22 protein-coding genes and 1 tRNA gene are annotated in these 19,062 nt (G+C 57.2%); 21 read left to right on the plus strand and 2 right to left on the minus strand.

The genetic code is table 11. The annotated features are described in order from the left end of the window. Positions 1–60: 60 nt before the first annotated feature. Entirely contained in the window at positions 61–1,386 is a 1,326-nt protein-coding gene (locus tag AACY50_RS11795; RefSeq protein ID WP_339495178.1) for an OprD family porin, read from the minus strand. A gap of 895 nt (positions 1,387–2,281) precedes the next feature. On the opposite strand from AACY50_RS11795, the gene AACY50_RS11800 reads away from it, so the two are divergent. Continuing rightward, positions 2,282–2,707, plus strand: coding sequence for an HIT family protein (locus AACY50_RS11800; protein ID WP_339430980.1), 426 nt, complete (start codon positions 2,282–2,284; stop codon positions 2,705–2,707). A 3-nt stretch (positions 2,708–2,710) separates the two neighbouring features. After that, positions 2,711–2,917, plus strand: a complete 207-nt coding sequence (locus AACY50_RS11805) for a SlyX family protein (protein ID WP_339430979.1) — start codon at positions 2,711–2,713, stop codon at positions 2,915–2,917. A gap of 75 nt (positions 2,918–2,992) precedes the next feature. Here the strand turns inward: AACY50_RS11805 and AACY50_RS11810 are convergent, their stop codons facing one another. Then, on the minus strand, positions 2,993–3,595 hold the full coding sequence (locus AACY50_RS11810) for a cold-shock protein (protein ID WP_221730684.1): 603 nt from the start codon (positions 3,593–3,595) through the stop codon (positions 2,993–2,995). A gap of 311 nt (positions 3,596–3,906) precedes the next feature. Between AACY50_RS11810 and AACY50_RS11815 the strand changes: the two genes are divergently transcribed. The 19 genes from AACY50_RS11815 to nadA all read left to right on the plus strand — a co-directional run bounded on the left by AACY50_RS11815 (position 3,907) and on the right by nadA (position 18,964). After that, positions 3,907–4,377, plus strand: a complete 471-nt coding sequence (locus tag AACY50_RS11815; RefSeq protein ID WP_339430978.1) for a Dps family protein — start codon at positions 3,907–3,909, stop codon at positions 4,375–4,377. 182 nt (positions 4,378–4,559) lie between these two features. Next, the gene (locus tag AACY50_RS11820) at positions 4,560–4,874 is read left to right on the plus strand and encodes a ribbon-helix-helix domain-containing protein (protein WP_339465273.1); all 315 of its coding nucleotides are present in this window, start codon (positions 4,560–4,562) and stop codon (positions 4,872–4,874) included. A 156-nt stretch (positions 4,875–5,030) separates the two neighbouring features. Further along, positions 5,031–5,252 carry an FmdB family zinc ribbon protein gene (locus tag AACY50_RS11825; protein WP_064119106.1) on the plus strand — a complete coding sequence of 74 codons (222 nt, stop codon included), beginning with the start codon at positions 5,031–5,033 and terminating at the stop codon, positions 5,250–5,252. 108 nt (positions 5,253–5,360) lie between these two features. Then, on the plus strand, positions 5,361–7,136 hold the full coding sequence (gene aspS, locus AACY50_RS11830; protein WP_339538596.1) for an aspartate--tRNA ligase: 1,776 nt from the start codon (positions 5,361–5,363) through the stop codon (positions 7,134–7,136). Between the two features lie 129 nt (positions 7,137–7,265). Beyond that, positions 7,266–8,012 (plus strand): YebC/PmpR family DNA-binding transcriptional regulator, encoded by a 747-nt coding sequence (locus tag AACY50_RS11835; protein WP_122589593.1) that lies wholly within the window; start codon positions 7,266–7,268, stop codon positions 8,010–8,012. A 158-nt stretch (positions 8,013–8,170) separates the two neighbouring features. Further along, on the plus strand, positions 8,171–8,698 hold the full coding sequence (gene ruvC, locus AACY50_RS11840) for a crossover junction endodeoxyribonuclease RuvC (RefSeq protein ID WP_007962095.1): 528 nt from the start codon (positions 8,171–8,173) through the stop codon (positions 8,696–8,698). A 114-nt stretch (positions 8,699–8,812) separates the two neighbouring features. After that, positions 8,813–9,421 (plus strand): Holliday junction branch migration protein RuvA, encoded by a 609-nt coding sequence (ruvA, locus tag AACY50_RS11845; protein ID WP_123467207.1) that lies wholly within the window; start codon positions 8,813–8,815, stop codon positions 9,419–9,421. Further along, entirely contained in the window at positions 9,422–10,483 is a 1,062-nt protein-coding gene (gene ruvB, locus AACY50_RS11850) for a Holliday junction branch migration DNA helicase RuvB (RefSeq protein WP_221730687.1), read from the plus strand. It abuts the gene before it with no gap. A 128-nt stretch (positions 10,484–10,611) separates the two neighbouring features. Next, positions 10,612–11,079: a tol-pal system-associated acyl-CoA thioesterase gene (gene ybgC, locus AACY50_RS11855; RefSeq protein WP_339430976.1), complete on the plus strand. Its 468-nt coding sequence runs from the start codon at positions 10,612–10,614 to the stop codon at positions 11,077–11,079. Further along, positions 11,069–11,764 (plus strand): protein TolQ, encoded by a 696-nt coding sequence (tolQ, locus tag AACY50_RS11860; protein WP_007912733.1) that lies wholly within the window; start codon positions 11,069–11,071, stop codon positions 11,762–11,764. Before ybgC ends, tolQ begins: the two co-directional genes overlap by 11 nt. Before the next feature lie 23 nt (positions 11,765–11,787). Next, positions 11,788–12,240, plus strand: coding sequence for a protein TolR (gene tolR / locus AACY50_RS11865; RefSeq protein ID WP_221730777.1), 453 nt, complete (start codon positions 11,788–11,790; stop codon positions 12,238–12,240). Then, the gene (gene tolA / locus AACY50_RS11870; protein WP_221730688.1) at positions 12,240–13,319 is read left to right on the plus strand and encodes a cell envelope integrity protein TolA; all 1,080 of its coding nucleotides are present in this window, start codon (positions 12,240–12,242) and stop codon (positions 13,317–13,319) included. The genes tolR and tolA overlap by 1 nt, the downstream gene beginning before the upstream one ends. Before the next feature lie 17 nt (positions 13,320–13,336). After that, a complete protein-coding gene (gene tolB / locus AACY50_RS11875; RefSeq protein ID WP_339431015.1) occupies positions 13,337–14,617 on the plus strand; it encodes a Tol-Pal system beta propeller repeat protein TolB in 1,281 nt (426 codons plus the stop codon). Positions 14,618–14,669: 52 nt separating this feature from the next. After that, a complete protein-coding gene (gene pal / locus AACY50_RS11880) occupies positions 14,670–15,167 on the plus strand; it encodes a peptidoglycan-associated lipoprotein Pal (RefSeq protein ID WP_003178634.1) in 498 nt (165 codons plus the stop codon). Positions 15,168–15,173: 6 nt separating this feature from the next. After that, a complete protein-coding gene (gene ybgF / locus AACY50_RS11885; RefSeq protein ID WP_339495182.1) occupies positions 15,174–15,989 on the plus strand; it encodes a tol-pal system protein YbgF in 816 nt (271 codons plus the stop codon). 165 nt (positions 15,990–16,154) lie between these two features. Then, positions 16,155–16,802 (plus strand): 7-carboxy-7-deazaguanine synthase QueE, encoded by a 648-nt coding sequence (gene queE / locus AACY50_RS11890; RefSeq protein WP_339430973.1) that lies wholly within the window; start codon positions 16,155–16,157, stop codon positions 16,800–16,802. 1 nt (position 16,803) lies between these two features. Further along, positions 16,804–17,496, plus strand: coding sequence for a 7-cyano-7-deazaguanine synthase QueC (queC, locus tag AACY50_RS11895; RefSeq protein WP_339538597.1), 693 nt, complete (start codon positions 16,804–16,806; stop codon positions 17,494–17,496). A gap of 62 nt (positions 17,497–17,558) precedes the next feature. Beyond that, positions 17,559–17,634 (plus strand) — tRNA-Lys (locus AACY50_RS11900). A gap of 271 nt (positions 17,635–17,905) precedes the next feature. After that, positions 17,906–18,964 (plus strand): quinolinate synthase NadA, encoded by a 1,059-nt coding sequence (gene nadA, locus AACY50_RS11905; protein ID WP_201228252.1) that lies wholly within the window; start codon positions 17,906–17,908, stop codon positions 18,962–18,964. The last annotated feature ends 98 nt before the right edge of the window (positions 18,965–19,062 follow it).

A 19,062-nucleotide genomic window follows, 5' to 3' on the forward strand; every position in this document is an offset into this window, starting at 1 on the left:
GAGTCAGGTGGGCGGTTTTTTTAGAGCAGGGCTCTGTAGTACTTTAGCTGTGCATCCCTATTAGAGGATGTTCAGTGGGTACTCAACGATCAGACGGGTGTCGTTGTTGTCAGAAGCGTAGCCGCTGTATGCACCGTTGGAGCGATACATAGCATAACGCAGACGGAACGACAGGTCTTTGGCCGGGCCTTCCTGGATCACGTACTTGGACTCGGCGTTCCACTCGTTTTCTTTGCCTTCACCCAGACCGTTGGTCTTGATGTTGTCACCCATCACGTAACGGGTCATGAAGCTCAGGCCCGGTACGCCGTAAGTTTTCATGTTCAGGTCGTAGCGAGCCTGCCAGGATTTCTCTTCGCGGCCCACGAAGTCGGAGATCTGGATGGAGTTGGCTACGAAGATGGTGCTGTTACCGTCAACGCCGTAGTAGTAAGCGTTGTCGCCGCTCGACTGCTGGTAGGCAACGGTGAACTTGTGAGCGCCCAGGCTGTAAGCAGCTGCCAGGGACCACAGGTTGTTGTCAACGCCAGTGGTGCCGTCGCCGATGGCATCGACTTGGTCGCCGCGTTTCTCGCCTTTGGTGTGATAACCGTTCAGGTCGAAGTTCAACGACTGATCGTCGTTGATCGGCAGGGTATAGTTGGCGTTGACGTAGTACTTCTTGAAGTAATCATCAGCGTCGGATGCAGCCAGTGCAGCGGTGAAGTTATCGGTGAACGCGTAGCTGGCACCGAAGATGTTGATGTTGGTCAGGCCTTTGCCGCCATTGCCGTTCTCATCAGGCAGACCGCCGACGCTGTCACGGCCCATGCCGGTTTGCTTGCTCAGCGCGGTGAAGCGACCTGCGCTCAGTTCCAGACCTTTGATCTCTTTGGAAGTGATCAGGGTACCGGTCGCGACTTCTGGAATCAGACGGCTGTCGTCAGTGGCGAAAACCGGGCTGGCAACGAATTGCTGACCGTATTTCAGAACAGTGTCGGATACGCGGAACTTAACTGCGCCACCGATTTTACCTTGGGATTTTTCCGGGTTGCCGTCGCTGTCGTTGGCGAACAGGCCGTTACCGCGGTGGCCCGAGCCGCCGTCGAGTTTGACTGAACCCATGGCCATGGCGTCGAGACCGAAGCCTACGGTGCCCTGAGTGAAGCCCGATTCATAAGTCAGCAGTTGGCTGACACCTGTGTCCTGACGATAGCCAGCAGTGCCCGAAGAGCTATTGCCTGCACCGTTTTTGAAGTCACGGTTCATGTATTCCATACGAGTCTTCAGTTTCAGACTCTGGTCTTCCAGGAAACCTTTGGATTCCTCTTGGGAAGACGCCATTGCGAACTGCGAGGTGCCTGCTGCAACAGCCAGGGCGATCATGCTCCACTTCATCACGCGCATCGTGATTTGCTCCTTTGGTTTTTAGAAGAGTACTGCCGTCCCACCTGTTTTATTATCTGGGCGGCTCTTTCTTTTTGTGTCGGCGCAAACTTATATCACGCTGACAATGTTGGCGATACTTGCGAGTCCAACCTTTCACCTTCTTTACGACACTGTCGCAGATGGCTGGGTAGATGTCGCAAATTCACAGTACCGATGCAATCGGACCGACAACTTTTCGCTGTTTTTCTAGCCTTTTGCATCGCTAAAAAAGAGTCCCTGGCAAAACACTTGAATCTCCATCGGGCAGCCTTGCCACTGTTTTTGTTGGTCTTAAGGCTCCCACGTCCCGTGGTGCGCTTAGAGTCCATATGAGTACGAATGCAACAAGCGTGCACAAACCGCAATTTCGGTGTGGCTTTTTTTCTGAACGCCTGTTTTTACCTGTAAAAGCCTCATAAATACTGGGCGAAAAGCCCCTTGGTTCTCAGGGCTTGACGCGATTGTTCTTATGGTGTTGCCGTGCCGTTGCAAGCGCGTGACAACCAAAAACGTTACCGGTTCACCCCACAGGTGAGTATTTGGCGGATGCCTTGCGCATTGAGCGTAGACGTATTGTGCGGTTTTGGTGCAAAAAATTTTACGGCTGTACCAGATTCATACCGTTCGGGTTGAGGTTGGTCTCAAGTGTTTCAGGGTTTTCGGTCATTTTCGTGTGCTGCTCTTCAATCCGGGGCCCGCGTTGGTGCAGGGTGTCGATAAATGTCCCATCTCGGGGCGTTCGGAGAATGCCCAACGGCATTGCCGTCGTGAAGGCGGGCGCATTCGCAGGTATGCTGCCTGTCTGTCGCTTGGCGCGCCGCCCTCGGGCGAGGCCGCTAAGCTCAATTATGTAGATCAGCCGGGAGTGCGCGCAGTGTTTGCTTTAGATTCACGACTACAACAGGACACCCTTGCCATCGGCGACTTCCCGCTCTGCCGGCTGCTGCTGTCCAACGACGCCAGCTACCCGTGGTTCATCCTGGTACCTCGTCGTGACGATATCAGTGAGTTGTTTCAGTTGGATGTCGCCGATCAACAGCAATTGTGGTTGGAAACCACCGCATTGGCCGAGTTGCTCAAAGACTTGTTCGATGCCGACAAAATGAATGTCGCAGCGTTGGGTAACGTGGTCAGCCAGTTGCACATGCATGTGATAGTGCGAAAACGCGATGACGCCGCCTGGCCAGCGCCTGTGTGGGGCAAGCACCCGGCCAAGCCTTATGGCAGCGAAGAGGTGGCCGCTATTCGCGATCGATTGCGTGTCGTGCTGACCGATGATTTCACCTTTGTGGAGGGCTGAGTCATGAGTCTGGAACAACGCGTTAACGATCTGGAAAGCCGTTTGGCGTTTCAGGATGACACCATTCAGGCCTTGAACGATGTGCTGGTGGCGCAGCAACGGGTGGTCGAGCGCCTGCAATTGCAAATGGCCGCACTGCTCAAGCGTCAGGAAGAAATGGTCGGGCAGTTCGAATCCTTTGAGGAAGAGGCGCCACCCCCGCACTATTGAGCCACAGCACTGTTTTGTGCAGGCATAAAAAAACCGCGAACAGTCTGGCTGTTCGCGGTTTTTTATTGCCTGGGATCAGCGACGCGGCAAAGCCGCGATCACGTCCTCGGCTTGCAGGCCCTTGTCCCGGTTCATCACCGAGAACTCTACGCGCTGGCCTTCGACCAGAACGCGGTGGCCTTCGCCACGGATCGCGCGAAAGTGCACGAAAATATCATCACCGGAATCCCGGGAGATAAAGCCGAAGCCTTTGGACGTGTTGAACCACTTGACGGTGCCGGTATCGCGGTTGGTCATGTCGTAGCTGGTTGGCGCGGCGGCAGGTGAAGATCTATAGAAGCTGACGGCCAGGTGCAGGATTACGGCTGTCAGGGCAATCACCAGGCTGAACAACACCGCTGGTTGGCCGGCGATGACGGGCATCGGCGCGATCAGGGTCAAGGTTTGCAGGACGACAGTCAGCACCAGAAGCGCGCTGACCAGGTTTTGCAGATGCTGGCGCGGGCCTTTGTTCCAGTAAGGAATCACTGGAGCAATCACCAGGTTCAGCAGGCCGAAAAAGGCCAGGTAAAGTGCATCGGGTTGTTGCAGGTAAGGAACGGCTTCGGATTTCAGGCTAGGTATGAACGACAGCAGCAATGCCGCTGCGCCCATCAGCAGGTGGACGATTTTCAACATTTTGAATGGCTCACTTTATAACGGCTCACAAGGAAGAGCTGAAGATGCACGGTTCGCTTCGGGACAAAATAAGAGGCGGTGGACACGTACACGGCATCAGCCTATGCGCGAAACCCCGAAAAACGGGGCGTAGCGACACACTGCCTATTTAACAGCAAAGCCTGCTGCTACTCAAATCAGCCCGGCCAGCGGCACAGCGCCGGTCTTTTTGTCGCAGCCTGTTCAGGTTTTCGAGGCTGCGGGCTGGCGACAGCCTTGCTAGAGTGGGCCTGCACCTGTTGGATGAATTCAATCGCCGTTAGGGGGTAAACATGGCAATCGATATCGGTATCAGTGAAGAGGATCGCAAGTCCATCGTCGAGGGGCTGTCGCGTCTGCTGTCGGACACCTACGTGCTGTATCTGAAAACCCATAACTTCCACTGGAACGTCACAGGCCCGATGTTTCGTACGCTGCATTTGATGTTCGAAGAGCAGTACAACGAACTGGCGCTGGCCGTGGATCTGATTGCCGAACGCATTCGCGCGCTGGGCTTTCCGGCACCGGGCGCCTATGCCACTTACGCACGTCTGTCCTCTATCAAGGAAGAGGTGGGCGTACCGAGCGCTGAAGACATGATCAAGCAACTGGTCGATGGGCAGGAAGCCGTGACCCGCACCGCGCGCGGCATCTTCCCGTTGCTCGACAAGGTCAGTGATGAGCCGACTGCCGACCTGTTGACCCAGCGCATGCAGGTTCACGAGAAAACCGCATGGATGCTGCGCGCTTTGCTCCAAGCATAACCCTGGCATGCGAGCAGGTCTGCGGACTGCTCGCGTGCTGTCCGGATTCGTACCTGTGTCGTTGGCTTATCCTACGGTGATGGTCACCAAGTCATCTGGATATAACTTTGCGTCTGCGCTTTTATGAAGTCACAGGATGTGGCTTTGAAAACAAGCAGAGATGGCAAAGGAGTGTCACCGATATGGTAGAAGGAGACAGGCGGGGCGACAGGATTGTCGGCTTGCCACATGAGTTGAAAGTCGATCCGTTCGTCAACGAATTCGACATGTCATTGATTCAGCCGTTGTCCCGATCCGTGCGTTTGAACGGATACGCGACATGCCTGCGACTTGAGCAGGTTTACTGGAATATCCTCGGCGATATGGCCGCAGATAATTGTTGTTCGATCAGTTCGCTGTTGTCCCACGTTGATCGTGAGGTGCATCTGCGTCATGGCGGCGTGAAAAATTTCAGCGCTCTGGTGCGAGTGGTGTGCGTCATGAACGGGGTCAAGTAAGCCACACCGGTCAATTCGCTTTGACACAGTGGTTGCAAACGAGGTCGCGGCCTGTGCAGTCTTACGGCTGCACAGGCCGCATTTAATGGATATAATCCCGCTCTTTCGCCGCAAAGCCCTGCGCGCGGTGGCAATCTGATCGCCGAGACACCCCCCATGCCGATGTACGATTACCAATGCGCTTCCTGTGGTCATCAGTTGGAAGCCATTCAAAAGATCAGCGAGGCACCGCTGGTCGACTGCCCTGCCTGCCAGGCGCCAGAGCTCAAGAAGCAGCTGTCCATGCCCGGCTTTCGCCTTAGCGGCAGCGGTTGGTACGAAACCGATTTCAAGACCGGAACCAAGAAGAATCTGGCCGGTGGCGACAAATCTGACTAGGGTTCAAACCCCGGTCGAACGACACGCGTGAGTTTCCGTCAGTCGCACAATGCTTGAGTGCGGCGGGATCTCCACCGAATTTCGAATTACGAGAAGCGAACCACTACCATGATGCGCAGCCACTATTGCGGCCAACTGAACGAAAGCCTGGAAGGCCAGGAAATTACCCTTTGCGGATGGGTTCACCGTCGTCGCGACCACGGCGGGGTGATTTTCCTCGATATCCGTGATCGTGATGGTCTGGCTCAGGTGGTATTCGACCCGGATCGCGCCGAGAGCTTCGCCGCCGCCGATCGCGTGCGCAGCGAATACGTCGTCAAAATCACCGGTAAGGTTCGCCTGCGTCCGGCCGGTGCCACCAACGCCAACATGGCGTCGGGCATGATCGAAGTCCTGGGCTACGAGCTGGAAGTGCTGAATGAGTCGGAAACCCCGCCGTTCCCGCTGAACGAGTTCTCTGACGTTGGCGAAGAAACCCGCCTGCGCTATCGCTTCCTCGACCTGCGTCGCCCGGAAATGGCCGAGAAGCTGCGTCTGCGTTCGCGTATGACCACCAGCATCCGTCGCTTCCTCGACGAAAACGGCTTCCTCGACGTCGAAACACCGATCCTGACCCGTGCTACTCCGGAAGGCGCGCGTGACTATCTGGTGCCGAGCCGTACCCATGCCGGTTCGTTCTTTGCCCTGCCGCAATCGCCGCAACTGTTCAAGCAACTGCTGATGGTGGCCGGCTTCGACCGTTACTACCAGATCGCCAAGTGCTTCCGCGACGAAGACTTGCGCGCTGACCGTCAACCGGAATTCACCCAGATCGACATCGAGACCAGCTTCCTCGATGAAAAAGAGATCATGGGCCTGACCGAAGAAATGATCCGCAATCTGTTCAAGGAAGTGCTGGGTCTGGAGTTCGGCGATTTCCCGCACATGACTTTCGAAGAGGCCATGCGTCGTTACGGTTCCGATAAGCCAGACCTGCGTAACCCGCTGGAACTGGTCGACGTTGCCGATCAGTTGAAAGAAGTCGATTTCAAGGTGTTCAGCGGCCCGGCCAACGATCCGAAATGCCGTATCGCTGCGTTGCGCGTTCCAGGCGGGGCGAGCATGCCGCGCAAGCAGATCGACGATTACACCAAGTTCGTCGGCATCTACGGTGCCAAGGGCCTGGCGTACATCAAGGTCAACGAGCGCGCTGCTGGTGTTGAAGGTCTGCAATCGCCGATCGTGAAAAACATCCCGGAAGACAAGCTGAACGTGATCCTCGATCGCGTTGGCGCAGTCGATGGCGACATCGTGTTCTTCGGCGCCGACAAGGCCAAGATCGTCAGCGAAGCGCTGGGTGCACTGCGCATCAAGCTCGGTCACGACCTGAAGCTGCTGACCTGCGAGTGGGCGCCAATGTGGGTCGTCGACTTCCCGATGTTCGAAGAAAACGACGATGGCAGCTTCTCCGCGCTGCACCACCCGTTCACCGCGCCGAAGTGCACGCCGCAAGAGCTGGAAGCCAACCCGGCTGGCGCTCTGTCCCGCGCCTACGACATGGTGCTGAACGGCACCGAGCTGGGTGGCGGTTCGATCCGTATCCACCGCAAGGAAATGCAGCAAGCGGTGTTCCGTCTGCTGGGTATCAATGAAGCGGAACAGGAAGAGAAATTCGGCTTCCTGCTCGACGCGCTGAAATACGGTGCGCCGCCGCACGGTGGTCTGGCCTTCGGTCTGGACCGTCTGGTGATGCTGATGACCGGCGCCCAGTCGATCCGTGAAGTGATCGCCTTCCCGAAAACCCAGAGTGCTGCCGACGTGATGACGCAAGCACCGGGTGTGGTGGATGCCAAGGCACTGCGCGAACTGCACATTCGTTTGCGTGAAACGCCAAAGGCTGAGTAAGACGGGCCTGAAGGCGCATCTTCGGATGCGCCTTTTTTCTTTCTGTAGAAAGCAGGTCGAGATTTTTTTGTTTGCTGGCTGCGCGACATGCGCGGCGGGCGACGTTTCAAAGAGAATTCGGAGCGAGTTATGGCAGGTCATTCCAAGTGGGCGAACATCAAGCACCGCAAAGAACGTCAGGATGCCAAGAGAGGCAAGATTTTCACCAAGTGGATCCGCGAGCTGACCGTTGCGGCCCGTCAGGGCGGCGGTGATCCGGGTTCCAACCCGCGTCTGCGTCTGGCCCTGGACAAGGCGCTGAGCGCGAACATGAGCCGCGACATCATCGATCGTGCCGTTGCGCGTGGCGCCGGTGCGACCGAAGCGGACAACGTCGAAGAGCTGACCTACGAAGGTTACGGCCCTGGCGGCGTGGCGGTGATGGTTGAATGCATGACCGACAACCGCAATCGCACAGCAGCAGCGGTACGCCATGCGTTCAGCAAATGTGGCGGTAACCTCGGTACTGACGGTTCGGTGGCGTACCTGTTCGAACGCAAGGGGCAGATCAGCTTCGCGCCGGGCGTTGACGAAGACGCGTTGACCGAGGCGGCTCTGGAGGCCGATGCCGACGACGTGGTCACCCACGAAGACGGATCGATCGACGTTTTCACCTCGTTCACCAGCTTCTACGCCGTACGAAACGCGCTGGAAGCGGCCGGGTTCAAGGGTGATGACGCGGAAATCGTCATGCAGCCGACCACCAGCGCCGAACTGGATCTGGACGGCGCGGAAAAGGTGCTCAAGCTGATCGACATGCTTGAAGACCTGGATGACGTGCAGAACGTCTATTCCAACGCGGACATCCCGGAAGACGTGGCCGCTCAGCTCGGTTAAGAGCGACCAGGCTTGAATGTGGGAGCGGGCTTGCTCGCGAATGCGGCGTATCAGCAGATTTACATGCTGAATGACACACCGCTTTCGCGAGCAAGCCCGCTCCCGTATTGGTCATTCGTCGTTTTGAAAATCGTGTTTTCACCGAACCTGCAGGCGTTATGACTTTAATTCTTGGTATCGACCCCGGTTCGCGTATCACCGGTTACGGCATTGTTCGCGATACCGGACGCGGCGGCTGCATTTATGTGGCCTCGGGTTGCATTCGCACCGGTGCTGGCGAATTGCATGAGCGTCTGCAAATCGTCTATCGCGGTGTGCGTGAAATCATTCAGACCTACGGCCCGGTCACCATGGGCATCGAAAAGGTGTTCATGGCGAAAAACGCCGATTCGGCGCTGAAGTTGGGACAGGCCCGTGGAGCCGCGATTGTCGCCGGCGCGGAAGAATGTCTGGAGATTGCCGAATACACGGCGACCCAGGTCAAACAGGCCGTAGTCGGCACTGGCGCGGCGAATAAAGAGCAGGTGCAGATGATGGTCATGCACATGCTAAAGCTGACCAGCAAACCGCAAATCGATGCATCCGATGCCCTGGCGATTGCCATTTGTCACGCGCACACCCGCTCCAGCCTGTTGCCGCATGGCCTGGGAACAGCACGCAGTCGTGGCGGGCGCCTGCGTCTCTGATAGCATCAGCATCAAATTTACGGAGCGAAAGGTTTGGCGCCTGTGTTGTCGGCCCGACGTCTTCGCTCTGACTGTCGCCAGCCCACGGCTGGCCAACGCTCAAGGATCTGAAACGTGATTGGACGCTTGCGCGGCACCCTGGCTGAGAAACAGCCGCCGCACCTGATTCTGGATGTAAACGGCCTCGGGTATGAGCTGGAAGTGCCCATGACCACCCTTTACCGCCTGCCGTCGGTCGGTGAGCCGCTGACCCTGCACACCCATTTGGTCGTACGTGAAGATGCGCAGTTACTCTATGGTTTTGCCGGCAAGCGTGAGCGAGACTTTTTTCGCGAGTTGATCCGTCTCAATGGTGTCGGGCCAAAACTGGCGCTGGCATTGATGTCGAGTCTGGAAGTCGATGAATTGATTCGCTGCGTGCAGTCCCAGGACACTTCGGCGCTGACCAAGGTGCCCGGCGTCGGCAAGAAAACCGCCGAGCGTTTGTTGGTCGAACTGAAAGATCGCTTCAAGGCCTGGGAAACCTCGCCGGCCATGTTTGCCCTGGTGCCGAACCAGCCGGATGGCCCGGCGCCGGTCAATACCGCCGAAAACGATGCGGTCAGCGCACTGATTTCCCTGGGTTACAAGCCGCAGGAAGCCAGCAAGGCCATTTCCGCGATCAAGGACAAGAATCTGAGCAGTGAAGACATGATCCGCCGCGCCCTGAAGGGAATGATTTAAGTGATTGAAGCTGATCGTCTGATCGCTGCCGCGCATAGCCCGCGTGAGCGCGAAGAAGTCCAGGATCGGGCCATTCGTCCGGTCAGCCTGGCTGACTACATTGGCCAACCGACCGTGCGCGAGCAGATGGAACTGTTCATCCAGGCTGCCCGTGGCCGTAGTGAATCGCTCGACCACACGCTGATTTTCGGTCCGCCGGGTCTGGGTAAAACCACGCTGGCCAACATCATTGCCCAGGAAATGGGCGTGTCGATCAAGAGCACTTCGGGCCCGGTGCTTGAGCGCCCCGGTGATCTGGCCGCGTTGTTGACCAATCTTGAACCGCACGATGTGCTGTTCATCGACGAAATCCATCGCCTGTCGCCCATTGTCGAAGAAGTGCTGTACCCGGCAATGGAGGATTTCCAGCTCGACATCATGATCGGTGAAGGGCCGGCGGCCCGTTCGATCAAGCTCGACCTGCCGCCGTTTACCTTGGTCGGTGCGACCACCCGCGCCGGCATGCTGACCAACCCGCTGCGGGACCGCTTTGGTATCGTCCAGCGCCTTGAGTTCTACAGCACGGCGGATCTGTCGACGATTGTCAGTCGTTCGGCGAATATCCTCGGCCTGCCGCTGGATCCGGAAGGCGCCTTCGAAATTGCTCGTCGTGCCCGTGGTACGCCACGCATTGCCAACCGCCTGCTGCGCCGGGTGCGCGATTTTGCTGAAGTGCGGGCCAAGGGGCATATCACCAAATCGGTTGCCGATCTGGCGCTGAACCTGCTGGATGTCGACGAACACGGTTTCGATCATCAGGACCGGCGTTTGCTGTTGACCATGATCGAGAAGTTCGATGGCGGTCCGGTCGGGATCGACAGCCTCGCGGCAGCGATCAGCGAGGAGCGCCACACCATCGAAGATGTGCTGGAACCGTACCTGATTCAGCAGGGCTACATCATGCGCACACCGCGGGGCAGGGTAGTGACGCGCCATGCGTACCTGCATTTCGGTTTAAATGTTCCGTCACGAATGGGTGAGATGCCCGTGGTAGACGAGTTTCTCGATGCCGTGGACGATTAATACACATTTGTTGTCGATTTATTCAGGGTTTGTACTGTCAGAGGACGGTACTTTTACGGTAAAGCCTTTGAACAACGAAAAAACAGTTGCCTGGCCGGATTGGCAACCTGAGGAGTAAGCACTAGAGTATGCGCGCGCAAAACGGGCTTGAGCCGTTCGCACATCGTTGTCGCGTTTATTACGAGGACACCGATGCGGGCGGCATCGTGTATTACGTTAATTACCTCAAGTTTATGGAACGGGCTCGAACCGAGCGGCTCCGCGAGCTGGGCTTTGCCCAATCGCAGCTGGCAGGGGAGGACCTGTTGTTTGTCGTGCATTCCAGCGAAGCGCGTTACCACGCGCCGGCGCGACTGGACGACGAACTGCTGGTAAGCGCTGAAGTAATCGAATTGAACCGTGCCAGCCTGCGCTTTAAACAGCAGGTCAGGCGGGCTACGGATAATGTGCTGCTCTGTGAAGGGCAGTTTTTGGTGGCCTGTGTGCGCACTAACAGTTTGAAACCCCGGGCCCTTCCCGAAGACCTGCGTGCGGCCTTTGCCGACGTGGGCGGCCCGGGTACACACTCTAAGCAGGAGATAAAGCGTGGAAGCTAACGTCGTCGACCATTCCTCCATGTGGAGCCTGGTCAGCAATGCCAGCATCGTGGTGCAGTTGGTAATGTTGACCCTGGTGGCCGCATCGGTGACCTCATGGATCATGATCTTTCAGCGCAGTAATCTGCTGCGTGCCGGTCGACGTGCCTTGGAGAGCTTCGAGGAGCGCTTCTGGTCGGGTATCGATCTGTCCAAACTGTATCGTCAGGCCGGCAGCAACCCGGATCCGGATTCCGGCGTCGAGCAGATCTTCCGCGCCGGTTTCAAGGAGTTCTCCCGACTGCGTCAGCAGCCCGGCGTCGATCCTGAAGCCGTGATGGAAGGCGTGGCCCGTGCCATGCGCGTAGCCATTTCCCGTGAAGAAGAGAAACTGGAGCAAAGCCTGCCGTTCCTCGCCACTGTGGGGTCGGTCAGCCCGTACATCGGTCTGTTCGGTACCGTTTGGGGCATCATGAACTCCTTCCGCGGTCTGGCCAGCGCCCAGCAAGCGACCCTCGCCACGGTGGCCCCGGGTATCGCTGAGGCCTTGATCGCCACGGCGATCGGTCTGTTCGCCGCGATTCCGGCCGTTATTGCTTACAACCGTTTCTCTGCACGCAGCGAAACCTTGCTGAGCCGCTACTACACCTTCGCCGATGAATTCCAGGCGATCCTGCACCGCAAAGTGCACACCAGCGAAGAATAAGCAGGTAATTTCCAATGGCTTTAATCGCTCGAGCTCGCAAAAAGCGCAAGCCGGTTGCCGAGATGAACGTAGTGCCCTACATCGACGTGATGTTGGTGCTGCTGGTCATCTTCATGGTGACCGCGCCGATGCTCAATCAGGGCGTGAAAGTTGATCTGCCCAAGGTTTCCAGCGAAGCCTTGCCGCAGGACAACAACACCCAGGTCCTGACCATTTCGATCAAGGCTGACAAGACCTACTACTGGAACCTTGGCAGTGAAGTCGACACCGAGAAGCAACAGGACAGGGCCATGACCCTGCCGCAAATGACCGATGCGGTGACCAAGATCATTCGTGCCGGCAACGAAGGCGGCAAGCGTACTCAGGTCTTTATCCGTGGCGACAAAACCGTTGACTATGGTGCCGTCATGGGTGCCATGGGCGGGTTGCAGAAAGCCGGGGTCGGTAATGTTGGTTTGATTACCGAGGCCCCCTGATGCGGCAACAGAGAGAGCCGTCCGCCTCGGAGAGCTTCTTCTGGCCTAGTGTCTGGGCGATTGTCTTGCACGTGCTGGTGTTCGGCATGCTGTTTGTCAGTTTTGCCTTCACACCGGAACTGCCTCCGGCCAAGCCGATTGTCCAGGCGACCCTGTACCAGCTGAAATCGAAAAGTCAGGCAACCACCCAGACCAATCAGAAGATTGCGGGTGAGGCGAAGAAGTCCGCCGCACGTCAGACCGAAGTCGAACAGATGGAGCAGAAAAAGGTCGAGCAGGAAGCGGTGAAAGCTGCGGAACAAAAGAAAGAAGAAGCGGCTCAAAAGGCCGAGGAAGCCAAGAAGGCCGACGAGTCCAAAAAAGCGGACGAGGCGAAAAAGGCTGATGAAGCCAAGAAAGCCGATGAAGCGAAGAAGACCGCCGAAGCCAAGAAGGCAGAAGAGAAACAATTGGCTGATATAGCCAAGAAGAAAGCCGAAGAAGAAGCGAAAAAGGCTGCTGAAGAAGAGGCCAAGAAAGCGGCCGCTGAACAAGCCAAGAAGAAGATCGTCGAAGACGCGAAGAAGAAAGCCGCCGAAGACGCCAAGAAGAAAGCTGAAGCTGAAGAGGCGAAGAAGAAAATCGCCGACGACGCGAAGAAGAAAGCTGCTGCCGATGCTGCGAAGAAGAAATCGCAGGAAGCGGCACGTAAATCCGCCGAAGAGAAAAAGGCTCAGGCCCTGGCAGATTTGCTTTCCGACACGCCGCAGCGCCAGCAGGCCTTGGCTGATGAGCAGGGTGACGAAGTCGCGGGCAGTTTCGATGACTTGATTCGTGCGCGAGCCGCAGAGGGGTGGGCACGTCCACCTTCAGCGCGCAAAGGCATGACGGTCGTGCTGCAAATCGGCATGTTGCCGGACGGCACGGTGACTACGGTCAACGTGTCCAAGTCCAGTGGCGATGGTCCGTTCGATGCTTCGGCAGTGGCGGCAGTGAAGAATATTGGACGTTTGACAGAAATGCAGGGAATGAAGCCGAGCGATTTCGCTCCGTATCGTTCATTCAAGATGACATTCACACCTGAGGATCTAGCCTTGTGAGAAACCTTCTTCGAGGAATGCTGGTCGTGATCTGCTGCATGGCAGGGATCGCGATGGCTGAGGAAAAGAACATTCTGGTCACCAGCGGTAGTGATCGGGCCACCCCGATCGCTGTTGTACCGTTCGGTTTCCAGGGCGGTGCTGTTCTGCCGGACGACATAGCTGAAATCATTGGTAACGATTTGCGGAACTCGGGCTACTACTCGCCGATTCCCAAGCAAAACATGATCAGTCAGCCAAGCCAGCCGAGCGAAATCATCTTCCGTGACTGGAAGGCGGTAGGTGCGCAATACATGATGGTCGGCAGCATCGCTCCAGCAGGCGGTCGCCTGCAGGTCCAGTGGGCACTGTTCAACGTTGCCACCGAACAGAAAGTGGCTGACGGCAGTGTTTCCGGTACCACCGAGCAACTGCGCGACATGGCGCACTTCATCGCTGACCAGTCGTTCGAAAAGCTCACCGGTATTCCGGGTGCGTTTTCGACCCGTCTGCTTTACGTGACGGCGGAGCGCTTCTCCGAGAAGAACACTCGCTACACCCTGCAGCGTTCGGACTACGATGGTGCCCGCGCCGTGACTCTGCTGCAATCGCGTGAACCGATCCTGTCGCCGCGTTTCGCTCCGGATGGCAAACGCATCGCCTACGTGTCGTTCGAGCAGAAGCGTCCGCGCATCTTCATGCAGAACATCGACACCGGTCGCCGTGAGCAGATCACCAACTTCGAAGGCCTGAACGGCGCGCCAGCCTGGTCGCCGAATGGCGATCGCCTGGCATTCGTGCTGTCCAAAGACGGTAACCCGGATATTTACGTGATGAACCTTGCATCGCGTCAGATCACCCGTGTAACCGCAGGTCCGGGCATCAATACCGAACCGTTCTGGGGCAAAGATGGCTCGACCATCTACTTCACCTCCGACCGTGGCGGCAAGCCGCAGATCTACAAAACCAGCGTAAGCGGTGGTGGTGCTGAGCGTGTGACCTTCATTGGCAACTACAATGCCAACCCGAAGCTTTCGGCTGATGAAAAGACCCTGGTGATGATCCATCGCCAGGACGGTTTCACCAATTTCAAGGTGGCGGCCCAGGATTTGCAGCGCGGCAGTGTAAAGATCCTCACTGATAGCACTCTGGACGAGTCACCCACTGTTGCGCCCAACGGCACCATGGTAATCTACGCCACCCGCCAGCAGGGCCGGGGAGTCTTGATGCTCGTGTCCATTAATGGACGCGTTAGGCTCCCGCTTCCTACCGCTCAAGGCGAAGTCAGAGAACCGTCCTGGTCCCCTTACCTGAAGTGAGCGGGCGCTACACGTTTTACTTAACACACTGGGGTTCATTAGGAGTTTCACGATGGAAATGCTGAAGTTTGGTAAATTTGCTGCGCTGGCTCTGGCCATGGCTGTAGCTGTAGGTTGCTCGTCCAAAGGCGGCGACAACGCCGGTGAAGGCGCTGTTGATCCAAACGCTGGTTACGGCGCAAACACTGGTGCCGTTGACGGCTCCCTGAGCGAAGAAGCTGCTCTGCGCGCAATCACCACCTTCTACTTCGAATACGACAGCTCGGACCTGAAGCCAGAAGCCATGCGCGCTCTGGATGTTCACGCCAAAGACCTGAAAGCAAACGGCGCTCGCGTTGTTCTGGAAGGCAACACCGACGAACGTGGTACTCGTGAGTACAACATGGCACTGGGCGAGCGTCGTGCGAAAGCCGTTCAGCGCTACCTGGTACTGCAAGGTGTTTCCCCAGCTCAGCTGGAACTGGTTTCCTACGGCGAAGAGCGTCCAGTTGCTACCGGCAACGACGAGCAGTCCTGGGCTCAAAACCGTCGCGTCGAACTGCGTAAGTAATTCGATATGCGAACGTGCCGTCGTGCTGTAACTGTTCTGGCTCTCAGCCTCCTGCCGCTTGCGGCGTGGGCTGCGGTTCCTGTGGTCGATGACAACTCCGGTTATAACAATAGCGGGAGTAGTTATCCGCCTGCGGGTTACGGTACGAACGGCGCCTATGCCGGGGGAGCGGCTTCGGCCCCTACCTCGGCACAAGGCATGCTGTTCAATCAACTGCAACAAATGCAGGATCAGATATCGCGCCAGCAAGGTGTGATTGAAGAACTGCAAAATCAGGTTGCGCGCATGAAACAAGAATCCCTGGAGCGATACCAGGATCTTGATCGGCGCATAGGATCCGGTGCTGCACCTGCCGCGACTCCTGAGAATTCTTCTGCCGGTGGCGACGCAAGTGCTGCTGCCGGTGCGGCTGCCCAAGCGCCTGCTGCAAGTAGCGAACCGGCTGATCCGGCCAAGGAAAAGCTCTATTACGATGCCGCTTTCGACCTGATCAAAGCCAAGGATTTCGACAAGGCCAGCCAGGCTTTTGCCGCGTTCCTGCGCAAATACCCGAACAGCCAATACGCGGGCAATGCCCAGTACTGGTTGGGTGAGGTAAACCTGGCAAAGGGCGATCTGCAAGGTGCGGGTCAGGCTTTCGCCAAGGTTTCGCAGCTATATCCCAAGCACGCCAAAGTGCCGGACTCGCTGTACAAGCTGGCTGATGTAGAGCGCCGCCTCGGTCATACCGACAAGGTGAAAGGCATTCTGCAGCAGGTGGTTGCCCAATATCCGGGCACATCCGCCGCTCAGTTGGCTCAACGCGATCTGCAGCGCATGTAAGCCTGTTTGACTGTTTTGAAGAAACCCGCGCCTGTCGCGGGTTTTTTCGTTAGAATTCACGCCCTTTTTCTGAAACACGCTTCTTGAGGCCTGCGCGTTGGCGAGGCTGCCTGAAGTGCCTGACGGAGGCGGACAGCCTGTTTAGCTGTTACGCCCGTGGCGACTATGCAAGACACATTGAGAATTACCGAAGTTTTCTACTCGTTGCAGGGGGAAACGCGGACTGCCGGGCTGCCCACCGTTTTTGTGCGCCTGACCGGTTGCCCCTTGCGTTGCCAGTACTGCGACAGCGCCTATGCGTTCACGGGTGGTACGATTCGCACCCTCGACGATATCCTCGAGCAAGTAGCCGGCTATCGTCCGCGCTATGTCTGTGTCACGGGCGGTGAGCCTTTGGCGCAGCCGAATGCCATTCCTTTGCTTAAACAGTTATGTGATGCCGGTTACGAGGTCTCGCTGGAAACCAGTGGTGCCTTAGATATCTCGGCAGTGGACCCGCGCGTCAGTCGTGTGGTCGATCTGAAAACCCCAGGTTCGAAAGAAGTTCATCGCAATCTTTACGAGAACATCGAACGGCTGACTCCCAACGATCAGGTGAAGTTTGTCATCTGTTCGCGGGAAGATTACGACTGGGCGGTATCCAAGCTGATCCAGTACGGTCTTGATCGACGCGCTGGCGAAGTCTTGTTTTCACCAAGTCACCATGATCTGAATGCTCGGGATCTGGCGGACTGGGTGGTGGCGGACAACCTGCCTGTGCGCCTGCAATTGCAGCTGCATAAATATCTTTGGAATGACGAGCCGGGGCGCTGATATGACTGAGCAACTGAACACCACCGAAAAGCGTGCGGTCATCCTGCTGTCCGGCGGCCTGGACTCGGCGACCGTCGTGGCCATGGCCAGGGCCGAAGGCTACAGCTGCTACACCATGAGTTTTGATTACGGCCAGCGCTCGCACGTAGAATTGCACGCTGCGGCGCGTGTCGCTCGCGACCTGGGTGTGGTCGAACACAAGGTGATAGGCCTGAACTTCAACGGCATGGGCGGTTCGGCCCTGACCGACACCAGCATCGACATTCCAGAGGCGCTGGGCGAGGGCATTCCGGTTACGTACGTGCCGGCGCGCAATACCGTTTTCCTGTCGCTCGCTTTGGGTTGGGCAGAAGTGCTTGGCGCGCGAGACATTTTTATTGGCGTCAACGCGGTGGATTACTCCGGCTACCCGGATTGCCGTCCCGAGTTCATTGAATCGTTCGAGCGCATGGCCAATCTGGCGACTAAAGCCGGCGTTGAAGGCAACGGCTTCCGCATTCAGGCACCGCTGCAGAATCTGAGCAAGGCGCAGATCGTCCAGGCGGGCGTGAAGCTGGGCGTTGATTATGGGCTGACTGTTTCCTGCTATCAGGCCGATGATGACGGCCGTGCCTGCGGCAAATGCGACAGCTGCCGCCTGCGTGCGGAAGGCTTTGCAGCGGCTGGCGTGAGCGATCCAACACCTTATTTTTGATTATTTTAAAAAAGGTGTTGAATAGTCCTTAAAAATCAGTATTATACGCGCCACCACACAGCGGGTCGTTAGCTCAGTTGGTAGAGCAGTTGGCTTTTAACCAATTGGTCGTAGGTTCGAATCCCACACGACCCACCATATTTGGCGGTTTAGAAAATCCGGAAGGCCCACGAAAGTGAGGATTTCCGGGTTTTTTTTTGCCTGCAATTCGGGCACATGTTCCTTCACTGTCCACAGTTCTGACACAGGTCAGAATCATCTTTTGTATCCTCCGGATATTCTGTAGCCTTGCGCAGCTTCAACGTTGTCCGTGCCTGATACTACTCACTCTCCCGGCGGTACCCTCAAGCGGTCCGGAGCCGGGTGTATACTCGACTTTCGCGCGAAAGCGCCTGCAGGTCTTGCGAACATGACGCAGATTTCCGAACGCCTTCTGGTTCAAGCCCACCTCGATGCCAAACAGCCCAAACCGCTGACTGCCGAGGAAGAGGCCTACTACCGTTCCGCCATTGCCGCCGAGCTCAAGGCTCAGGACGCGGTGCTGGTGGCCCACTTTTATTGCGATCCGGTGATTCAGGCCCTGGCCGAAGAAACCGGCGGCTGTGTGTCCGACTCCCTGGAGATGGCTCGCTTCGGCAACGCCCACCCGGCCAAGACTGTAGTAGTCGCCGGTGTGAAGTTCATGGGCGAGACCGCGAAGATTCTCAATCCTGAAAAACGTGTGCTGATGCCAACCCTGGACGCGACGTGTTCGCTGGATCTGGGTTGCCCGGTCGACGAGTTTTCGGCGTTCTGCGATCAACATCCGGAGCGCACGGTGGTGGTTTATGCCAACACCTCCGCCGCCGTTAAGGCTCGGGCTGACTGGGTCGTGACGTCGAGTTGCGCGCTGGAGATCGTCGAAAGCCTGATGGACAACGGCGAGACCATCATTTGGGGGCCGGACAAGCACCTGGGCACCTACATCCAGCGCAAGACCGGCGCCGACATGCTGCTGTGGGACGGTGCCTGCATCGTTCACGAAGAGTTCAAGTCCAAGCAGCTCGAAGACATGAAGGCGTTGTACCCGGACGCAGCCATTCTGGTGCACCCGGAATCGCCGACGTCGGTGATCGAGCTGGCAGACGCCGTTGGCTCTACCAGCCAGTTAATTGCTGCCGCGCAGAGCCTGCCGAACAAGACGCTGATCGTCGCCACCGACCGGGGTATCTTCTATAAGATGCAGCAGCTATGCCCGGACAAGGTCTTCATTGAGGCGCCAACGGCCGGTAACGGCGCAGCGTGCCGCAGTTGCGCACATTGCCCTTGGATGGCCATGAACACCCTTGAGCGCACGCTCAGGAGCTTGAAGGAAGGGACGAACGAGATCTTTGTTGATCCGGCGCTGATTCCGCAGGCGATTCGGCCACTCAAACGCATGCTGGATTTCACCCAGGCAGCGCGGATGAAGCTGGCGGGTAACGCCTGAGATCTTTCTGCCACGCACAAAAACCAGTGGGAGCGGGCTTGTTCGCGAATGCGGTACCTCAGTCGACTCAGATAGAGACTGATGCACCGCTTTCGTGA

The sequence above is a fragment of the Pseudomonas sp. RA_15y_Pfl2_54 genome, assembly GCF_963971015.1.
Taxonomy (GTDB): domain Bacteria; phylum Pseudomonadota; class Gammaproteobacteria; order Pseudomonadales; family Pseudomonadaceae; genus Aquipseudomonas; species Aquipseudomonas baetica_A.